This window comes from Labrys okinawensis, from assembly GCF_047345005.1.
Lineage (GTDB): Bacteria > Pseudomonadota > Alphaproteobacteria > Rhizobiales > Labraceae > Labrys > Labrys okinawensis.
Genome location: NZ_CP178864.1, coordinates 778005 through 794992 on the forward strand (window position 1 = coordinate 778005; position 16988 = coordinate 794992).

At 63.3% G+C, this 16988-nt stretch carries 18 protein-coding genes and 1 tRNA gene; 8 read left to right on the forward strand and 11 right to left on the reverse strand.

Annotation, left to right across the window (positions count from 1 at the left end; translation table 11 throughout):
• Nucleotides 1-165: 165 nt before the first annotated feature.
• The 3 genes from ACMDCR_RS03775 to ACMDCR_RS03785 all read left to right on the forward strand — a co-directional run bounded on the left by ACMDCR_RS03775 (nucleotide 166) and on the right by ACMDCR_RS03785 (nucleotide 2079).
• Complete coding sequence (locus ACMDCR_RS03775; protein ID WP_413991241.1) at nucleotides 166-552, forward strand: GntR family transcriptional regulator; 387 nt, start codon at nucleotides 166-168, stop codon at nucleotides 550-552.
• A 9-nt stretch (nucleotides 553-561) separates the two neighbouring features.
• Entirely contained in the window at nucleotides 562-1404 is an 843-nt protein-coding gene (locus ACMDCR_RS03780) for a hypothetical protein (protein ID WP_413991242.1), read from the forward strand.
• Nucleotides 1405-1494: 90 nt separating this feature from the next.
• Complete coding sequence (locus ACMDCR_RS03785) at nucleotides 1495-2079, forward strand: AAA family ATPase (RefSeq protein ID WP_413991243.1); 585 nt, start codon at nucleotides 1495-1497, stop codon at nucleotides 2077-2079.
• 134 nt (nucleotides 2080-2213) lie between these two features.
• Here the strand turns inward: ACMDCR_RS03785 and ACMDCR_RS03790 are convergent.
• The 8 genes from ACMDCR_RS03790 to ACMDCR_RS03825 form a co-directional block, all read right to left on the reverse strand.
• A tRNA-Arg gene (locus ACMDCR_RS03790) sits at nucleotides 2214-2290 on the reverse strand.
• 364 nt (nucleotides 2291-2654) lie between these two features.
• A complete protein-coding gene (locus ACMDCR_RS03795) occupies nucleotides 2655-3791 on the reverse strand; it encodes an ABC transporter permease (RefSeq protein ID WP_413991244.1) in 1137 nt (378 codons plus the stop codon).
• Between the two features lies 1 nt (nucleotide 3792).
• Entirely contained in the window at nucleotides 3793-4869 is a 1077-nt protein-coding gene (locus ACMDCR_RS03800) for a microcin C ABC transporter permease YejB (protein WP_413991245.1), read from the reverse strand.
• Nucleotides 4870-4988: 119 nt separating this feature from the next.
• Nucleotides 4989-5834, reverse strand: a complete 846-nt coding sequence (gene lptB / locus ACMDCR_RS03805; RefSeq protein WP_413993818.1) for an LPS export ABC transporter ATP-binding protein — start codon at nucleotides 5832-5834, stop codon at nucleotides 4989-4991.
• Between the two features lie 75 nt (nucleotides 5835-5909).
• A complete protein-coding gene (locus ACMDCR_RS03810) occupies nucleotides 5910-6665 on the reverse strand; it encodes an LptA/OstA family protein (RefSeq protein WP_413991246.1) in 756 nt (251 codons plus the stop codon).
• Nucleotides 6666-6681: 16 nt separating this feature from the next.
• The gene (locus tag ACMDCR_RS03815; protein ID WP_413991247.1) at nucleotides 6682-7425 is read right to left on the reverse strand and encodes an LptA/OstA family protein; all 744 of its coding nucleotides are present in this window, start codon (nucleotides 7423-7425) and stop codon (nucleotides 6682-6684) included.
• Nucleotides 7422-8210 (reverse strand): LPS export ABC transporter periplasmic protein LptC, encoded by a 789-nt coding sequence (lptC, locus tag ACMDCR_RS03820; RefSeq protein WP_413991248.1) that lies wholly within the window; start codon nucleotides 8208-8210, stop codon nucleotides 7422-7424. Before lptC ends, ACMDCR_RS03815 begins: the two co-directional genes overlap by 4 nt.
• A 304-nt stretch (nucleotides 8211-8514) precedes the next feature.
• Nucleotides 8515-9129: a ribonuclease D gene (locus ACMDCR_RS03825; RefSeq protein WP_413991249.1), complete on the reverse strand. Its 615-nt coding sequence runs from the start codon at nucleotides 9127-9129 to the stop codon at nucleotides 8515-8517.
• A gap of 266 nt (nucleotides 9130-9395) precedes the next feature.
• Here ACMDCR_RS03825 and ubiB point away from each other — a divergent pair, with 266 nt between their 5' ends.
• The 5 genes from ubiB to ACMDCR_RS03850 all read left to right on the forward strand — a co-directional run bounded on the left by ubiB (nucleotide 9396) and on the right by ACMDCR_RS03850 (nucleotide 14460).
• Nucleotides 9396-10931, forward strand: coding sequence for a 2-polyprenylphenol 6-hydroxylase (ubiB, locus tag ACMDCR_RS03830; RefSeq protein WP_413993819.1), 1536 nt, complete (start codon nucleotides 9396-9398; stop codon nucleotides 10929-10931).
• Between the two features lie 124 nt (nucleotides 10932-11055).
• Nucleotides 11056-11679, forward strand: coding sequence for a hypothetical protein (locus ACMDCR_RS03835; protein ID WP_413991250.1), 624 nt, complete (start codon nucleotides 11056-11058; stop codon nucleotides 11677-11679).
• A 1-nt stretch (nucleotide 11680) separates the two neighbouring features.
• A complete protein-coding gene (locus tag ACMDCR_RS03840; protein WP_413991251.1) occupies nucleotides 11681-12127 on the forward strand; it encodes a hypothetical protein in 447 nt (148 codons plus the stop codon).
• 72 nt (nucleotides 12128-12199) lie between these two features.
• A complete protein-coding gene (locus ACMDCR_RS03845; RefSeq protein WP_413991252.1) occupies nucleotides 12200-13774 on the forward strand; it encodes a Na+/H+ antiporter in 1575 nt (524 codons plus the stop codon).
• A gap of 185 nt (nucleotides 13775-13959) precedes the next feature.
• A complete protein-coding gene (locus tag ACMDCR_RS03850) occupies nucleotides 13960-14460 on the forward strand; it encodes a hypothetical protein (RefSeq protein ID WP_413991253.1) in 501 nt (166 codons plus the stop codon).
• Between the two features lie 192 nt (nucleotides 14461-14652).
• On the opposite strand, the gene ACMDCR_RS03855 is transcribed toward ACMDCR_RS03850, so the two are convergent.
• From ACMDCR_RS03855 to ACMDCR_RS03865, 3 genes are all read right to left on the reverse strand, one after another.
• Nucleotides 14653-15228 carry a DUF308 domain-containing protein gene (locus ACMDCR_RS03855; RefSeq protein ID WP_413991254.1) on the reverse strand — a complete coding sequence of 192 codons (576 nt, stop codon included), beginning with the start codon at nucleotides 15226-15228 and terminating at the stop codon, nucleotides 14653-14655.
• A gap of 83 nt (nucleotides 15229-15311) precedes the next feature.
• The gene (locus ACMDCR_RS03860) at nucleotides 15312-15896 is read right to left on the reverse strand and encodes a TetR/AcrR family transcriptional regulator (protein ID WP_413991255.1); all 585 of its coding nucleotides are present in this window, start codon (nucleotides 15894-15896) and stop codon (nucleotides 15312-15314) included.
• Between the two features lie 103 nt (nucleotides 15897-15999).
• A complete protein-coding gene (locus tag ACMDCR_RS03865) occupies nucleotides 16000-16935 on the reverse strand; it encodes an AraC family transcriptional regulator (protein WP_413991256.1) in 936 nt (311 codons plus the stop codon).
• Between the last annotated feature and the right edge of the window lie 53 nt (nucleotides 16936-16988).

Sequence of the window (16988 nt, forward strand, 5' to 3'; positions counted from 1 at the left end):
ATCGATAACCGTGGGGCGTCAGGGAATCTGGGCGCAGGACTTCCCGCGCGTTGATGGGTTGGCTCGCCGCCCACGCTCCCCATGCAAGCGCTCGACGATAGAGCGTTGCAAGGTGCATGAACCAGTTGTACCTTGGGGTCAAGTGGTACATATCTATCGACCCTGATGGACATCACTATCGACATCGACAGCCCCGTGCCGCAGTTCGAGCAGCTCATCGAACAGATCAAGGCTGCGGTCACGGCCGGCGTGCTGAAGGCGGGCGACGCGCTGCCTTCGATTCGTCAGCTCGCCAACGATCTGGAGCTCAACAGCAAGACGGTGGCCAAGGCCTACAAGCTGCTGGAACGGGATTCGATCATCGAAACTAAGGGCTATCGGGGCACCTATGTCCACCCCAGGGCCAAGGCGAACTGCACAATCAACCTGCAGGAATGGGCGCTGCGCAAGCTTACCGAAACCGTCGCCGAGTTGCGCGACGCCGGCGTGACCGATTCGGAAATCCGCAACGCGCTCGCTGGCGCCATCAGCCGGCATGCGTGGACGAAATGAGGTGCTTTCATGACTGAAGCCTATGCGTTCTTTGGAGCGTTCGCCGTGCAGATACTGGCCGTGTCCGTGCTTCATGCGGCCTGGTTCACACGATACGTTCGCGCTAAGGCGGAAGCACACATTCCGGGCTGGGACGGTAAATCCCGCGAGCGCTTTCTGGGCCTGTACCGCGCGGCGAACACCGGCGTCGCGGTGCTCGGCGTGGTCCTGCTGGGCTGGCTGTTCTACCATACGCAAAGCCCTGATGACTGGAGTGTCGGTCCGGCGCTACGCCTGCTCGCCGAGTATACCATCGTGCAAATATTGCCGTCTGTCCTCGTTTCATTGATTGCAGCATCGATCAAAAGGAGGGCGCTCTTGCGCTCGCCGCCGCAGACCAAGCGGACGGCCAGTCTGCAGCGCCGTGGGTTTTTCGATATTGTCTCGCCATTCACTGTTTTCCTCGCCGCCGTTGGTTATGTCCCGTTCGGGGCGTTCATGATCTATGTCGCGCAGCATCCGGTTGCGGGATCTATCGGCCACAGCCTCTTGCTCAACGTTATGCTGGTTTCGACCCTGATCGCGTTTGTCGTGTATTGGCTTCTGTATCGCAGAAGAAAGTGGCCGCTCGAAACGCGCCCCTATCGCATGTTGGCGGTGGAGGTGCAGGTAAAAATCGCCCTCTACGTCAACACCGTCGCTATCGTGTACCTATCCCTCATCGCCACGCTTAACCTGCTGCATCTGGCGAGATGGGTACCGTTCGCGATGAGTGCTTATGTTGTGATCATCATGCTTTGCACGTCCATGATGCTGTTCGCGCTGCGGCGGCAGGCCGAAGCCGATGGGCCCGCCTCCATCCCAGCTTCCTGAGCGGCGGCTCCGCCATGATCGCGATGGGGTACCCTCACTCTTCGGCGCCGCAGGGGGGCAAGCTCCCCCAATGGAGCATCAGGTGAAGCCGTGGCCTTTGTTGTCTTGACCGGTGCTTCCGGCTCGGGAAAAACCACGATTGCGCGCGCGATCGCGGCTCGTCACGGCGCAGCTGCCAAGGTCTTCTTTTTCGACAGCATCGGTATCCCGCCCGTCGAGGAAATGGTCCAACAGTATGGATCAGGAGAGGCGTGGCAGCGCGCCAAGACCATCGACTGGATGCTTAGGCTGGCCGGGGAGGCGAAGGCTACCCCCAGGCTCCTCTTTGAAGGCCAGACCCGATTTTCATTCCTGGAGGATGGCGCCGCCGCCGTTGGCGGAATCGCCTACGCCCCCATACTCGTCGACTGCGATGACGACACGCGATCGAAGCGGTTGGAGACCGAGCGGAAACAGTCCGAGCTCGCCAACAAAGACATGATGATGTGGGCGCGATATCTGCGCAATGAGGCCCTCATCCATAGCTACCCGATCCTTGACACATCCACGCTCTCGCTTCGGGACAGCGTCGAATGGGTGATGGAGCGTTTAGAGGGCTGGGGTCCGATTTCCAGGCACCAAACTCCATCGCAGTCTGTCGAAAAACTGCGGTTTTCAGCAGCGGCGACGACATAGCTTAGCGTGCGGATCAAGTCGATGCGCACCAGCGCCTGCGTTGCGTACAACCGATAGCTTCGTGGAATAATTCGTGCCGCGGCCTGATCGAGTTCGCGCGTGGATGGTTGCCCGCCGCGTCATGATGAGAGAGATGGCGCGCCCGACACGATTCGAACGTGTGGCCTCCACCTTCGGAGGGTGGCGCTCTATCCAGCTGAGCTACGGGCGCATCTCACATTGCCTAGTCCTACCGACCTTCACGGGTCAATGGATTCGGCAATTCAAATCTCAAAGCCTCAGCCAGTTCGCTGGATTGCTACGCCCCAATCCGCTGTGCCTTTCCGGAAGCTGCTTACGCGGTGCTTACGCGGAAAAATACCGGCCTTGGGTGATCTGCTGAGGCTAACCTAACAACCTGACTTTACGCGTCTTTCCTCATCGTACTCAAAACATTGCACCCTTGACAGCAGCCTTCGGAGGGCAACGCTCTATCCAGCTGAGCTATGGGTGCGTTGCAGCCCTTCTAGCTGATCACGAAGCGTCCCGCAATCGCCCGGAAGGCAGATTGCAATGCTTCGTCGAGAAGGTACGGCTCAGGTGAAGGTCTTGCGCGGGTCGAGCGCGTCGCGCACCGCCTCGCCGATCAGGATCATCAGCGAAAGCAGCACGGCCGTGACCAGGAAGCCGCTGATCGACAGCCAGTAGGCGTCGGGCTTGGCGGCCGCCTGCTTGAGCAGCTCGCCGAGCGAGGCGGTGCCGGGGGGCAGGCCGAGGCCGAGATAATCGAGCGCCGTGAGCGTGGCGACCGAGCTCGACAGGATGAAGGGCAGCATGGTGAGCGTCGCCACCGTGGCGTTGGGCAGGAGATGCTTGATCATGATGGTGGTGTCGGACAGGCCGAGCGCCTTGGCCGCGCGGACATATTCGAGATTGCGCGCGCGCAGGAACTCCGCCCGCACCAGCTGCACCAGCGCAGTCCAGGAGAACAGCAGGAGGATGCCGAGCAGGATCCAGAAGCCGGGCGTCAGCACGGCCGAGATGATGATCAGGAGATAGAGCGAAGGCAGCGCGTTCCACACCTCGATGACACGCTGGCCGATCAGGTCGATCAAGCCGCCGAAATACCCCTGGATCGCCCCCACGGCCACGCCGATCAGCGAGGAGAAGACCGTAAGGATCAGGCCGAACAGCAGCGAGATTCGCGTGCCATAGATGACGCGCGCCAGCACATCCCGGGCAGTATCGTCGGTGCCGAGCCAGTTCCATTCGATGTCGCGGCAGGTCGAGCCGCCATTCGCCTGGGCTGCCGCCTTGCACTGGTCGTCGCTGAGCGCCCAGGTCGGCGGCGAGGGCACGCCCGTTGGCGGGTTGAGGTTGCGCGTCTGCGGCCCGTAGCGGATCGGCGGCCAGAGCACGAAGGCGCCGCGGTCGGCCAGGAGCTTGGTCAGGAAGGGATCGCGATAATCCGCCTCGGTCTCGAAGTCGCCGCCGAAGTCTGTCTCGGTATAGGTATGGAACACCGGCGTGTAGAGATGGCCGCGGTCATATATCACCAGCGGCTTGTCGTTGGCGATGAACTCGGCGCCCATCGACAGGACGAAGACGGCGAGGAAGAGCCACAGCGACCAGAAGCCGCGCTTGTTGGCCTTGAAGTTGCGCCAGCGCCGTCGGTTGAGCGGCGTGAGCTCGAACCGGCTCGTCTTCGCAGGCTTGAGAAGGGAGGCTTCCATCTCAGACTTCCCGCGCCTCGAAGTCGATGCGCGGATCGACCAGCATGTAGATGAGGTCAGAGACGAGGTTGATGAACAGGCCGAGCAGGGAGAGGATGTAGATGCTGGCCAGCACCACCGGATAGTCGCGGTTGAGGATCGAATTGTAGTTGAGCAGGCCCAGGCCATCGAGCGAGAAGGTCTGCTCGATCAGCAGCGAGTTCGCGAACAACGCCCCGATGAAGGCGGATGGGAAACCCGAGATCACGATCAGCATGGCGTTCCGGAAGACGTGGCCGTAGAGCACGCGCCGCTCCGACAGTCCCTTCATGCGGGCGGTGAGCACGTATTGCTTGCGGATCTCGTCGAGGAAGGAGTTCTTCGTCAGCATGGTCAGGGTGGCGAAGGCCGACACGCTCATGGCGATCAGCGGCAGCGTCATGTGCCAGGCATAGTCGGCTGCCTTGCCCCACAGCGACAGTTCACTCCAATTGTCCGAGACCAGGCGCGCATTGGGGAAGATCTGCCAGAAGGCGCTGCCGGCGAACAGGGTGATCAGCAGGATGCCAAGCGTGAAGCCGGGAATGGCATAGCCGATGATGATCACGGCGCTGGTCCAGGCATCGAAGAACGAGCCATCCTTCACCGCCTTGCGGATGCCGAGCGGGATGGAGATCGCGTAGGAAAGAAGCATCACCCACACGCCGATGGAGATGGAGACGGGCAGCTTCTGCCTGATCAGCTCGAGCACCGGGGTGTCGCGGAAATAGCTCTGGCCGAAATTGAAGGTGACATAGTTCTTCATCATCAGCCAGAAGCGCTCGGGCGCCGGCTTGTCGAAGCCATATTGCTTGCGCAGGCTCTCGATGAAGGCGGGGTCGAGCCCCTGGGAGCCGCGATATTGGGAAGCGCCGCCGTCGAAGTTCTGGCCGCCGCCGCCAAAGTCGCCGCCGCCGCCCGAAGCGGCACCCGAAAGCTGGGCAACCATGCGCTCCACCGGGCCGCCGGGCACGATCTGGATGATCGCGAACGAGATGAGCATGATGCCGAACAGGGTCGGCACGATCATCAGGAGGCGGCGGAGGATATAGGCGAGCAAATCGGGGGTCCTGGAAGTGTTCCGGGTGCGCGGACATCTTGTCCGCATCTTGGAAACGTTGTCCATGCCGGACAGGAAGATGCGGGCAGGATGCCCGCGCACCCGGCAAGCGCTCCCAGTTACATCCTGAACTCGCTGCCGAGATACAGCCTGCGCGCGTCGGGATTGTCGATGATTTCCTGCGGCGTGCCCTGCGTCAGCACATGGCCGGAATGGATGATGTAGGCCCGGTCGATCAGCGCCAGCGTCTCGCGCACATTGTGGTCGGTGATCAGCACGCCGATGCCGCGATTGGTAAGGTGGCGCACCAATGTCTGAATGTCGCCCACCGCAATCGGATCGATGCCCGCGAAAGGCTCGTCCAGCAACATGAAGGAGGGGCGTCCGGCGAGGGCGCGGGCGATCTCCACGCGCCGCCGCTCGCCACCCGACAGGGCGATGGAGGCGGTCTTGCGCAGGCGGTCGATCTTGAACTCGTCGAGCAGTTCGTCGAGCTGGCGTTCGCGCTCGGCCTTGTTGGGCTCGATCACCTCCAGCACGGCGCGGATGTTCTGCTCGACATTGAGGCCACGGAAGATCGAGGCCTCCTGCGGCAGGTAGCCGACGCCAAGCCGGGCCCGGCGATACATCGGCAGATGGGTGACCTCATGGCCGTCGAGCTCGATGCGGCCATGATCGGGCGGCACCAGGCCGGTGATCATGTAGAACACCGTGGTCTTGCCGGCGCCGTTGGGGCCCAGCAGACCGACGGCCTCGCCGCGTCGCACTTCCAGACTGACGTCGTCGACCACCGTGCGCTTGCCATAGGTCTTGGCGATCGACACCACCTGGAGAACGCCCTCGGCGCTCTCGGCTGGCTTGGCGGTGCTGTTTGCTTCGTATTGTGCTGCCTCGTTCATTCCCGGTCCAAATCTCTCCGAAGGCAGCTCATTTCCTTTGGCCGATCTTCCCGGGGGGTTGCAGATACCCTCCGTGACCCGCCTGGCCGCATTCTCATCTGTTGCTCTCGAAGCCTCCGCCGCCTTGTCACCGGGCCGGCATCAGCATTTTGTCGGGTCGCCGCCCGATACGAAGTGTCCCGTCGTGTCTCCAGTGACATTGGAGAGGCCGGTCTCGGTATTGACCACCAGCTTCTTGCCCCTGAGGACGTTGCAGCCCTGGCTCATCAGCACTTCCTGGCCTGTCATTGTGGCAATATTCGTCTCCATATCGAGATCGCCGTCGTCGCCGGTCGCCTTTTGATCCTTGGACGTAACGACGACGTGGCCCTTGGCCAGAAGGCGCTTCACCTTGTTGCCGCCCGCCACCGGTCCGCGGGCCGTATCATCACCTGCTGCGGCGGCAGTCGCATTGTCGGTGGCATTTCCCTCCGGGGTCTGCGCCCGCCCCGTCGAAGCTCCGGCCTGGTCGCTATTGGCCGAAGCCGATGCGGCCTCGGCCTGGCCTCCGGCAGACGCCTGAGCCTGGCCTGCAGCCCCGGGTGCCGAGGAGGTACCATCGGGAGGGTTGGCGGCTTCGTAGAACACGGTGAGTTCATCCGAGGTAAGAACGGAGTCACCCTGCGTTGCCACGACATTGCCGGTGAAGATGGCCATCTGCTCGTCATTGTGCATTTCGAGCTGGTCGGCCTTGATGTTCACGGGCTTGTCGCTCTTAGACGAAAAGCCCTCGAACGGTGTCGAGGGCTTGTTCGCATCCGCACCTGCCGCCGGCATGACTGCGGCGCCGAGGAGCAACGTCAAAGGCAGTATCAGCGCCGGCCCCCGCCGGCGAAACCACATGTCACGCTGCACCATCTCGGCCCCGCCTCCTTCAGTTGCCGTTCTTCTTCTGGTCGTTGCTCTGGGTGAAGACGCCGGAGACACCCCCTGTCCCGCCGCCCTGCACATTGGAGACGCCCGTCTTCAGATTGACCACCAGCTTCTTGCCCTTGAGCACGTTGGGGCCCTGGATCATCACGACCTCGCTCCCGGTGAGCGTGGCAAGGTTGGTCGCCATATCCATCACGCCATAGTCGCCGGTGGCCTTCTGGTCCTTCGAGGTGACCACGACATTGCCCTTGGCGATCAGCTTCTTGATCGAATTGGCCTGGGTCGCTCCGCCGGGCTGGCTGGAGGAACCGCCCTGGCCCGAAGCGGCCGGCTTGTCCGCCGAGGCAGCCTGGTCGGTGGCCGCAGCGGCAGGCTGCGCGTCGGCGGGCTTGGCGGCAGGATCGGCAGGCTTGCTCGCATCGGCCGTGGCCGCCTTGTCGGTCTTCTTGCCGCCGCCGCTTGCGCCGCCGGTCACTGAATTGTCGTAGAAGACCGTCAGTTCATTGGTGTGCAGCACCGAGTCACCCTGGGTGGCGACGACATTGCCGGTGAAGATGGCCTTCTGCTCGTCCTGGTGCACTTCGAGCGAGTCGGATTTCACGTCGACCGGCTTGCCACTATCCGAGGAAAAGCCTTGGAAGGGGCTCGCCGCCTTCTTCTGGGCTGCGCCGGCATCGGCGGTGGAAAGCGCCAGGGCGAGCGGCAGCAAGGCCAGAGACGCCAGGCGGCTGAGTGTCGTCTTCATTGTGAGGGGCTTCCCTGAGCTGGGGTGGCTGTGTCGGATGGGGTCGATCCGGTGGGATCGGCATCGTCGGTCGGCGTCGAATCCGACGATGTATCGTCCGAGGCGGCGTCATCCCCACCCCCGGGCTTGAGCGGGGTACTGAAGGTTGCGCTGACTCCGCCCGCGAAGGTGATCTTGGAGCCGCCCTGGACGATATCGAGGTTGTTGGCCGAGATCACGCCGTTGCTGAGGTTGACCGTCACGGGCTCGTCGCTGTGGACTGTGCTGCCCTTGAAGTCGATGGTGCCGCTCTTCATCACGGCGTCATAGCCCTTGGTCGACTTGACGTGGACATCGTCCTTCAGGAACAGCATCTGGGTGTTGGAATCGAACTTGCCGGTCGCGGCCGTCAGCGTCGCATTGCTCTGGTCGGCAGAGGAGATCACGGCATTGAGATTGGTGAGGCTGACGATGCCTGGCGCCGTGACCTTTTGCGACCCCGTCGTAGCCTTGACATCGTATTTCTGGCCGCGGCTGTTGACGCCCGTGAGGTGTGGCAGCATCACGTCGAGCGCCCCGTTGTTGGCGACGACAGGCGGCGCGGGTACCGGCACCGGAGGTTGGCGGAACGGATTGAACCAGGCCAGGACGACGAACAGGCCCACGCCCGCAACGGCGGTTGCGGGAACGGCGATCTTGAGAAAACGCACCAGCCTGCTGTGAGCGCGGGCAGCCCTGAAGGCGCTTTCCCGCGAAGGCGGGGCGGGTCGATCAATTTTTACCCGCGCATCCATGATATCGACCAAAATAATTCCCATCGAAACGCAAGCGCCGGCCGGGACGAGCGGCGCCATCCGGCATATTGCGATGCGGAAGTCACACGTCAACCCGGCGTATGGACGCCAGCCTATCCCTGCCTGCAATTCCTAAACTTTGGGTGAAATACGCAACAGGTGCGCCCTCATAGCAGAAATCCCGGGGTGGGGGAACGTGACGTAAGGAACGCAACTTTCGGGTGCCACCCGGAAAGGCCAGCTTTTCCGGCCCCTCCTACCGTTCCGCCATGGCCTTTCCAAGACGAGGATGCGGCAGGCGGCTGTCCCGCCTGTGTCAGCTATGGGCGAAGATATCCGTATCCGGCCAACCCTCCAGGTCGAGCTGCGCACGGGTCGGCAGAAAGTCGAAACAGGCACGGGCGATATCGGCACGGCCCTCGCGCGCGAGCGTGGCATCGAGCTTCGCCTTCAATTCGTGCAGATGCAGCACGTCCGAGGCGGCGTAGGCAAGCTGGGCGTCTGTAAGCGTATCCGCGCCCCAATCCGAGGATTGCTGCTGCTTGGAAAGATCCACGCCCAGCAATTCCCGCACCAGATCCTTGAGGCCATGGCGATCGGTATAGGTGCGCACCAGGCGCGAGGCGATCTTCGTGCAATAGACGGGCCTCGCCATCACGCCGAAAGCGTTCTGCAGCGCCGCGATGTCGAAGCGGGCGAAGTGGAAGATCTTGATGACGGAAGGGCTGGCCAGGAGCTTTTCCAGATTGGGGGCGCTCTTCTGGCCCTGCGCGATCTGCACCACGTCAGCCGTGCCGTCCCCCGGCGAGAGTTGCACCACGCACAGCCGGTCGCGATGGGGGTTGAGACCCATGGTCTCCGTGTCGATGGCGGCGCTGGTGGTGTAGCGGTTGAGATCGGGCAGGTCGCCCCGATGGTAGCGAATGGTCACGGACAGATCCTGAAGGTGTCGAAGGGTCAGGCTGCACATAGAACCCTTGGGAGAGGATGTGCAAGGGTTGGCAGCGCGGACATCCTTCCTGGGACCGCAGGCATCCGTGCCTGCTCTGGGAAACGGAACGTTCACCGGGAGGAAGAGCAGGCAGCGATGCCTGCGGTCCCAGGAGAGTTTGCCAACGCCGCCGCCCGTGCTATCGACCTCCCCGCACATAGAACCGGCTGGTACCCTTGGCTTCCTTTCTCGACCCCTTTCGTCTCATGCGCGCGGGCTGGACCCTGGCCCGCGAAGGTGCGCTCGGCCTCGTCGACGTCTACGAATTGCCTGCGCCCGCGCGTCTTGCCGTGCGTCTTGGCCGGCTTATCGAGCGGCGCACCGTCGATGGTGGCAAGGGGCTGGCCGCGGCGATGGTGAAACTCGGGCCGAGCTGGGTCAAGCTCGGCCAGTTCCTTGCCACGAGGCCCGACGTGGTGGGCTTCGCCGTGGCGCGTGACCTTGAGGAATTGCAGGATCGCATGCCGCCTTTCCCCCGGGAGGTGGCCGTTGCCGAGATCGAGCGGGCGCTGGACGGGCCTCTGAGCCACTTCTTCGCCGAGCTGTCCGAGCCCGTGGCCGCCGCTTCGGTGGCACAGGTGCACAAGGGCGTCATCCGCGATGCCGATGGCGAGCGCCAGGTGGCGGTGAAGGTGCTGCGCCCCGGCGTCGACCGCCGCTTTCGCAGCGACCTCTCCACCTTCTATTTCGCCGCCCGCGCGATCGAGCGCCTCGATCCGCGCGCCAAGCGCCTGAAGCCGGTCGAGGTGGTCGACATGCTGGCGCGGACGGTGGCCTTCGAGATGGATTCGCGCCTGGAGGCCGCCGCCCTCTCGGAGATGGCGGAGAACATCGCCGACGATCCGGATTTCCGCATCCCTGCGCCCGACTGGACCCGCACCGCCCGCACGGTGCTGACCCTGGAATGGATCGACGGCATTCCCCTCTCCGATGTCGAGGGGCTGCGGGCGGCGGGCTTCGACCTCAAGGAACTGGCGCGCATCATCATCCAGTCCTTCCTGCGCCACGCCATCCGCGACGGCTTCTTCCATGCGGACATGCACCAGGGCAATCTGATGATCGACGCCTCCGGCAATCTGGTCGCGGTCGATTTCGGCATCATGGGCCGGGCAGGGCTGAAGGAGCGCCGCTTCCTTGCCGAGATCCTGCACGGCTTCATCACCCGCAACTATCTGCGCGTCGCCGAGGTGCATTTCGAGGCCGGTTATGTGCCGGCCACCCATTCGATCGAGGATTTCGCGCAGGCGATCCGCGCCATCGGCGAGCCGATACACCAGAAGCGGGCCGACGAGATCTCGATGGCCAAGCTCCTGACGCTGCTCTTCGAGGTGACGGACCTCTTCGACATGAAGACCCGGCCGGAACTGATCCTGCTGCAGAAGACCATGGTGGTGGTGGAGGGCGTGGCCCGCCGCCTCAATCCCAAGCTCGACATGTGGGCGACCGCGGACCCCGTGGTGCGCGAATGGATCGAGCGCAATCTCGGGCCGCTGGGCAAGCTCGGCGATCTCGGCACCCAGACGCTTGAGGCCGGCAAGTCGATCACGCTGCTGCCGAGCCTGCTCACCCGCGCCGAATCCCTGGCAGGGCGCCTGCACGAGGCCGCCGAGAAGGGTTTCGCCCTCCTGCCCGAAAGCGTGGAAGCCATCGGCAAGGCCGAGGCCAGACGCAACCGCTGGAGCAATCTGGCGCTGTGGGTGATCGCCGTGGCTGTGGTCTACATCGCCTGGCGGGGGTGGTGAGAGCAGGGGCAGTACGAGGCCCGGGCTGAGCGAGATGGCACCCACGCCGTGTCCCGCCACACAGACTCGCCCCCGCCGATATTGTAAAGTGCTCCAATCTTCACATGCGGGTTGGAGGAGAAGCATGAGATCCGCTTCGTTGGTCGCGGCCTTCGCCGCCCTTGTTGCCGCCACGACCGCGAGCCTGCCCGCCCACGCCGCCAGCGTTGAACAGAACGAGGCGTTCCAGAAGCAGATCTTCGGCCGCACTATCGCCAAGAACCGCATCCACGCCTGCTTCAAGCGGGTCTATGACGCGCCGCATCTCGCCAGCCATCCGCAGCAGAATGTGCGCACCATGACGCTGCTGGTCACCGGCAAGGGCGATGATCCGGCCATGCCCACTTATGACCTCGGCATCGGCGTCACCTTCCGCAAGAGCGGCTCCCACTTCGAAACCTATGGCAGTTGCGGCACCATCGGCGACGGCACGCCCCAGGGCGGCAAGGCCAACGTCGTCAATTGCGGCGTCGACTGCGACGGCGGCTCGATCGACGTCACCCTCAAGAATGAGAAGTCGGTGCTGGTCTCCATCCCCGAGGGCGCCCGCATCTGGAAGGCCGGCAAGCCATCGGACGACGAGCATGACGAAAGCCGGCGCTTCGGCTCCGACGACAAGCTTTTCCGGCTCGACCGCACGCAATTGAGCGATTGCCTGCCGCTGGCCGACGATGACGACGAGAAGGCCGAATTGCGCAAGGGGCAGTAAGATGGATCGCAGGTCCGCCGTAAAGTCAGTCCTCGCCGCCGGCACCGGCATGCTGGCCGCCGGCCTCGCGACGCAGGCAGGAGCGGCGGAAGCGCCGGTGCCGCGCGTGGTCTACCACCTCTCCGATCTCGACAAGGTCACTTTCGTGCTCGGCAATCTGCGCAACCATATCGACGGCATGGGCGGCGCGGACAAGGTGCAGCTTGCCGTCGTCATCCATGGCCCGCCGCTGCGCGCCTTTCGCGCCGATGGCGGCAGCGACGATGTCAAGGACAAGGTGGCCGGGCTCATGAGGGAGGGCGTCGCCTTCCATGCCTGCATCCACACCATGGAAGGCATGAAGCTCACCCTCGCCGGCCTGCTGCCTGGCTTCGCCGTAGCGGAGAAGGGTGGGGTGGTCAAGCTGGCCGAACTGCAGGGGCAGGGCTGGCTCTATCTGCGGCCGTGATTGCGCAACCGGACCCCTTGACGCCTCACGCGGATTGCCCGATGCAACCTGATCGGTCGCATCGGGGGTGTGATGGAAACATTCGAGTGGATCATTCTGCTGCTGCTGGGAGCCGCCTTGCTGGCCACCCTTGCCCGCAAGCTCGATGCGCCCTACCCGACCTTCCTTGCGATTGGCGGCGCCTGCCTCGCCTTCCTGCCGCAGACGCCGGAATGGACGCTCGACCCCCATCTGGCCCTCACCCTCTTCGTGGCGCCCGTGCTGCTCGATGCCGCCTATGACACTTCGCTGCGGGATCTGCGCGACAATTGGGTACCGGTCGCCAATCTGGTGGTGGTGGCCGTCGGCGTCACCACGGTGGCGGTGGCCCTGGTCGCACATTGGCTGGTGACGGATATGCCCTGGGCGGCGGCGATCGCGCTCGGCGCCATCGTGGCTCCGCCGGATGCGGCGGCAGCCACGGCCATCGTACGCCAGGTCAAGCTGCCCCACCGGTTGATGAAGATCCTGGAAGGCGAGAGCCTGCTCAACGATGCCAGCGCGCTGCTGATCTACCGCATCGCCGTGGTGGCGGTGGTTTCGGGCGGCTTCGCCGTCGGCGGCATCGGGCCGACCTTCCTGTTCAGCGTGCTCGGCAGCGTCGTTGTCGGTGTCGGCTTCGGCTGGGTGTTTCCCCGCATCGTTTCCGTGTTCGAGGATGCGCCCACCTCGCTGATCATCCAGTTCGCCACCACCTTCGGCGTCTGGATCTTCGCCGAATATATCGGGCTCTCCGGCATCCTCACCATCGTCTGCTATGCCATGACGGTGGCCAGGCGCGGCGGCACCGCCATGCCGGCCAAGCTGCGCATTCCCGTCTATGCGGTCTGGGAGACGGTGGTGTTCGTGCTGAACGCCTTCGCCTTCGTGCTGATCGGCATGCAGCTTCGCCCGATCTGGGAGCGGCTCGACATGTCGCTGCGCTATGAATACTCGATCGCCGCCGTCGCCATCCTGCTCACGGTGATCGTCGCGCGCTTCGGCTGGGTGATGACCTACAACACCGCCGTGCGGCTGAAGATCCGCCGTTACGGCTTCCACCCGCCGCGGCCTATGGCGCGGCCGACGGTGCGAGGGGGCCTGGTGATCTCTTGGGCGGGCATGCGCGGGATCGTCACGCTGGCGGCCGCCTTCGCCTTGCCGGAGCATCTTTCCGACGGCACACCCTTCCCGCATCGCGACCTCATCCTGTTCACCGCCTTCTGCGTGGTGTTCGGCACGCTGGTGATCCAGGGCCTCACGCTGAAGCCGCTGATCCGCTGGATGAACCTGCGCGACGGCGATCCCGTCGGCCAGGAGGTGAAATGGGCGCGCACCGAAGCCTATCGCGCCGCCATCGCGGAGATTCGCGACAAGAGCGACAACGACATGCAGGCCAAGCTGCTCTGCAAGGAATATGGCGCCGTGGTCGACCTGGCGGAGACGAGCCCGCTCCACAGCAACACCGGTGAGCTTCCCGGCAACGCCTTGCGGCGCCGGGCCATCGCCGCCGCCCGCCGCAAGATGAACGAGCTGCGCCTCGACGGAGCGATCGGCGACGACGCCTTCCATCTCCTGGAAGAGGAATTCGACTGGGCCGAACTGAGCGCCGGGGCGGCGAGAGTGTAGGGGGCATATTCGCGGCCACTTCGCCTGCCGGACCACCCGGCACCGTCCAGCGCCTGCAGGGGCCTGGTGTCGGTGGTCTCGCAGATCGATAAGTCTGGACTTTCCGACATCACCGGCTACATCGAGCCGTGTGGTCCAGTCACGGCGCGCCTTTGGGAAAAGGAGGCGCCCTGGAGGAGGAAGACGTGAGGAAATACCTGTTCGCGATTGCATTGGCCAGCGGCACCGTGCCGGCAATGGCGCAGGTCCAGCCCAAGCTTGCCCAGCTGTGTTCCTCGCGTTGGCCCGACGACCATGAAATGCAGTCCGTGTGCCTCAAGCAGCAGCTGGAGAGCCTGGAGAAGCTGGCGAAGCAGGACGCAGATGCGCCCGCACCGGCATCAAAGAGGAGCCGTCGCGTTGACTGGACAGTGTGCAGGGTTGATGGCCTTGAGGAGATCCTCTTCACCACCAAGACCAACTGGAGCACAACAGAGGACGGCACGCAGCTGTTGATGGGCAAGAAGACTTCAACGGTTTCCATCGGCCCGGGGTCTTGGAGCACGGACGACTACATCTTCAGCTTCGACAAGCCGACGAAAAAGCGCCGCATCAACGTGACTGTCGACAGCCAGGGCGACCCGAAGCAGCACTGGGAGGGCTTCTGCATCGTGTTGAGCCCTTCAGCCGTGACAGCCGGGGAATAACGCTTGGAACTGGCGGGGATGATGTCGAGCCGCTCGGCCCGATCCTCGCCAGTCACATGCAGGCGATAGCTGCAGCAAGGGTCGCTGTTGACGCCTCAACGCTTGCGGTGTTGCGCTGGAAATTCAGCGAACGGGCTTCAACGGCGCGCGACGCACGCTGTCGGGTTCGCTATCCTTTCGAAGGGACAGGGCCTAGCTAGCCCTCCTCCGCATTCGGCCCACGGTCAGCCACACGGCTGAAACCAGGAAATAGAACGCGCCGACCGCTGCATAGCCGGCAACATTTGCGATGGATGGGGGCATCGGCATTCGCGCCTGAATGATGAAAAATGTGCCGGCCAATGCGGATTGCGCCCCACTCAAGATCATCGCCCACTGCGCGCCGTAGCTTTTCCAGCGGCGGATTGCGGTGCCGAGCTGAAGCAGGCCGGACAGGATTGCCCAGAGGCCGAACACTCCGATCACCCAATTCATGCTCATCGTCAGTGCAAGAATGACGGCGAGTGTCGTCGCCGCACTGACGACGACATTGATCATCTGCGTGCGATTGCGGCCCAGTCCTCCGCTGCGCGACGCATCAACGTAATTGGCCAGAGCGTCCCATGCGGGATAGGCTACCAGCAAAATCGTCCCGACGAGCAGGGATTGCTGCCCGATAGAGAACGCGGCCGCAACCCAAACAGCGGAAAACGCCGTGCGAATGAAATAATAGCGCGCCAGCCATTGCTCCTGGCTGGTGTGAGCAAAATTCGTTTGATCGTTTGTCATAAATTATCCTTCCAACTAGTAGGTAGTTTAGTAGCGTCGCCGGATCGTATTAACCTTCGGCCTGAGCCGCAGATCCGGACGTTTCATAATTGCAAAGCGAGTCTTTCCAAGAGCGGGCCTGTCACCACCGCGAAGATCTCCGGATCGCCATAGGCTCTGGCTGAAAGCATCGCCCCGTGAACCGTCGCCATGAATGCCTCGGCCTCGGCGCGCGGCGTCTTGATCAATCGAAGCTCACCCTGCCGCTCGCCGCGCTCCATCACGGATGTCAGCCATTGGGACAGAGCGCGAAAATGCGCCCGAACTTCCATGCCAACTTCCTCGGGCAGGACGGGGAGCTGGCCCGCCAACAGCGCACAGACGCAAAAGGGAGCTGTGGCATCCGCGATGCAGGCCTCCCAATACCCGACGTAGAACTGAAGCTGTTCGAGCGGATCGGAATTTCGACGTTCGAGCTCCGCCATCCCCGCTTCGGCTTCATGCCGATACCGCGCGACCAGCGTTCGGACCAAATCGACCTTGCTTGGGAAGTGGTGGTGAATGCTCGCCTTGCGGATGCCGACCACATCCGCGATGTCGGCGTAGCTGAAGCCGTTGTAGCCGCCGGCCACGATCAGCGAACGCGCGCAAGCCAGGATGTCGTCAGAGGTGGTGGACAAATTGCTCATGCCCTTACCTACCTTCTAGTAGGAAGCCAGTCAAGCCCTTATCTCCGAGCGACAGACACGAAGAGCCATGAGCGCGGCGGGCCGGCATTATATGCCAGGATCGTCAAGCCAGCTCGCCGACATGCCGGCGAAACCAGCTGGCCTCTTGCGACGCGGTACGCCGGAAGTGCCGTTTGAAGTCGCGGCTGAACTGGGCAGCGCTCGCATAGCCTACGGATGCGGCCACCTCCGCTATGGTTTTTTCCCGGCGTGCAATCATCGCCCGCGCCTCGTGGAGCCGCATCGCCTTCACATATTGTATCGGAGTGCTGCCGGTCAGGGCCTTGAAGTGGACGTGGTAGGAGGGAACGCTCATGCCCGCTTCGCTTGCCAGCGCGGCAACCGATATGTCGCAAGCGTAGCTTTCCCGCAAACGGGCGAGACTTTGTACGATTCTCCCGGCCGTGCCCTGCTGCTGCAGGGCTGCGATCATCTCCCCGCCTTGCGGACCGACAAGCACCCTATAATGCAACTCGCGCAGGATACCGGCTCCCAGGACCGCAAGCTCGACAGGATCACCCAGCGCCCGCAGCAGGCGCAGCACCACATTCTCTAGGTCTGGCTCCATTCGGCTCGACACCAGGCCTCTCATGCGGCCGGTGGCAGACGCTGAACGCCTCTTGCCTACTTCCGCCGCGATCTCGGCAGCCAGAAGCATGTCAAACTCGACATAGACAGCAAGCAGCGGCCGTTCGGGACTGGCAAGGGATTCCATGCGGAACGGAACAGGCACCGACACGGCCAGATAGTGTTCCTCATCGTAGAGATAGACTTCGCCTTCGAGCACGCCCCGCTTGCGTCCCTGCAGCACGAAGACCGCGCCTGGTTTGTACAGCACGGGGACATCGCGAAGGATCGCGTCGGTCCTGAGAATGCGAACCCCTGGAAGCGGAGTGGGATTGTACCCCTGATGCGGCGCCAGGCGCCCAGCCAGTTCCACGAGAGCCGAGCGCTTCGTTGGCTCATTGCCCATTTGAATAGGATTTGACAACTCAATCATAGTATCTGCAATCGATGGCCGTCTTCGTTCAGATTATTAGGCAATGCCAGAGA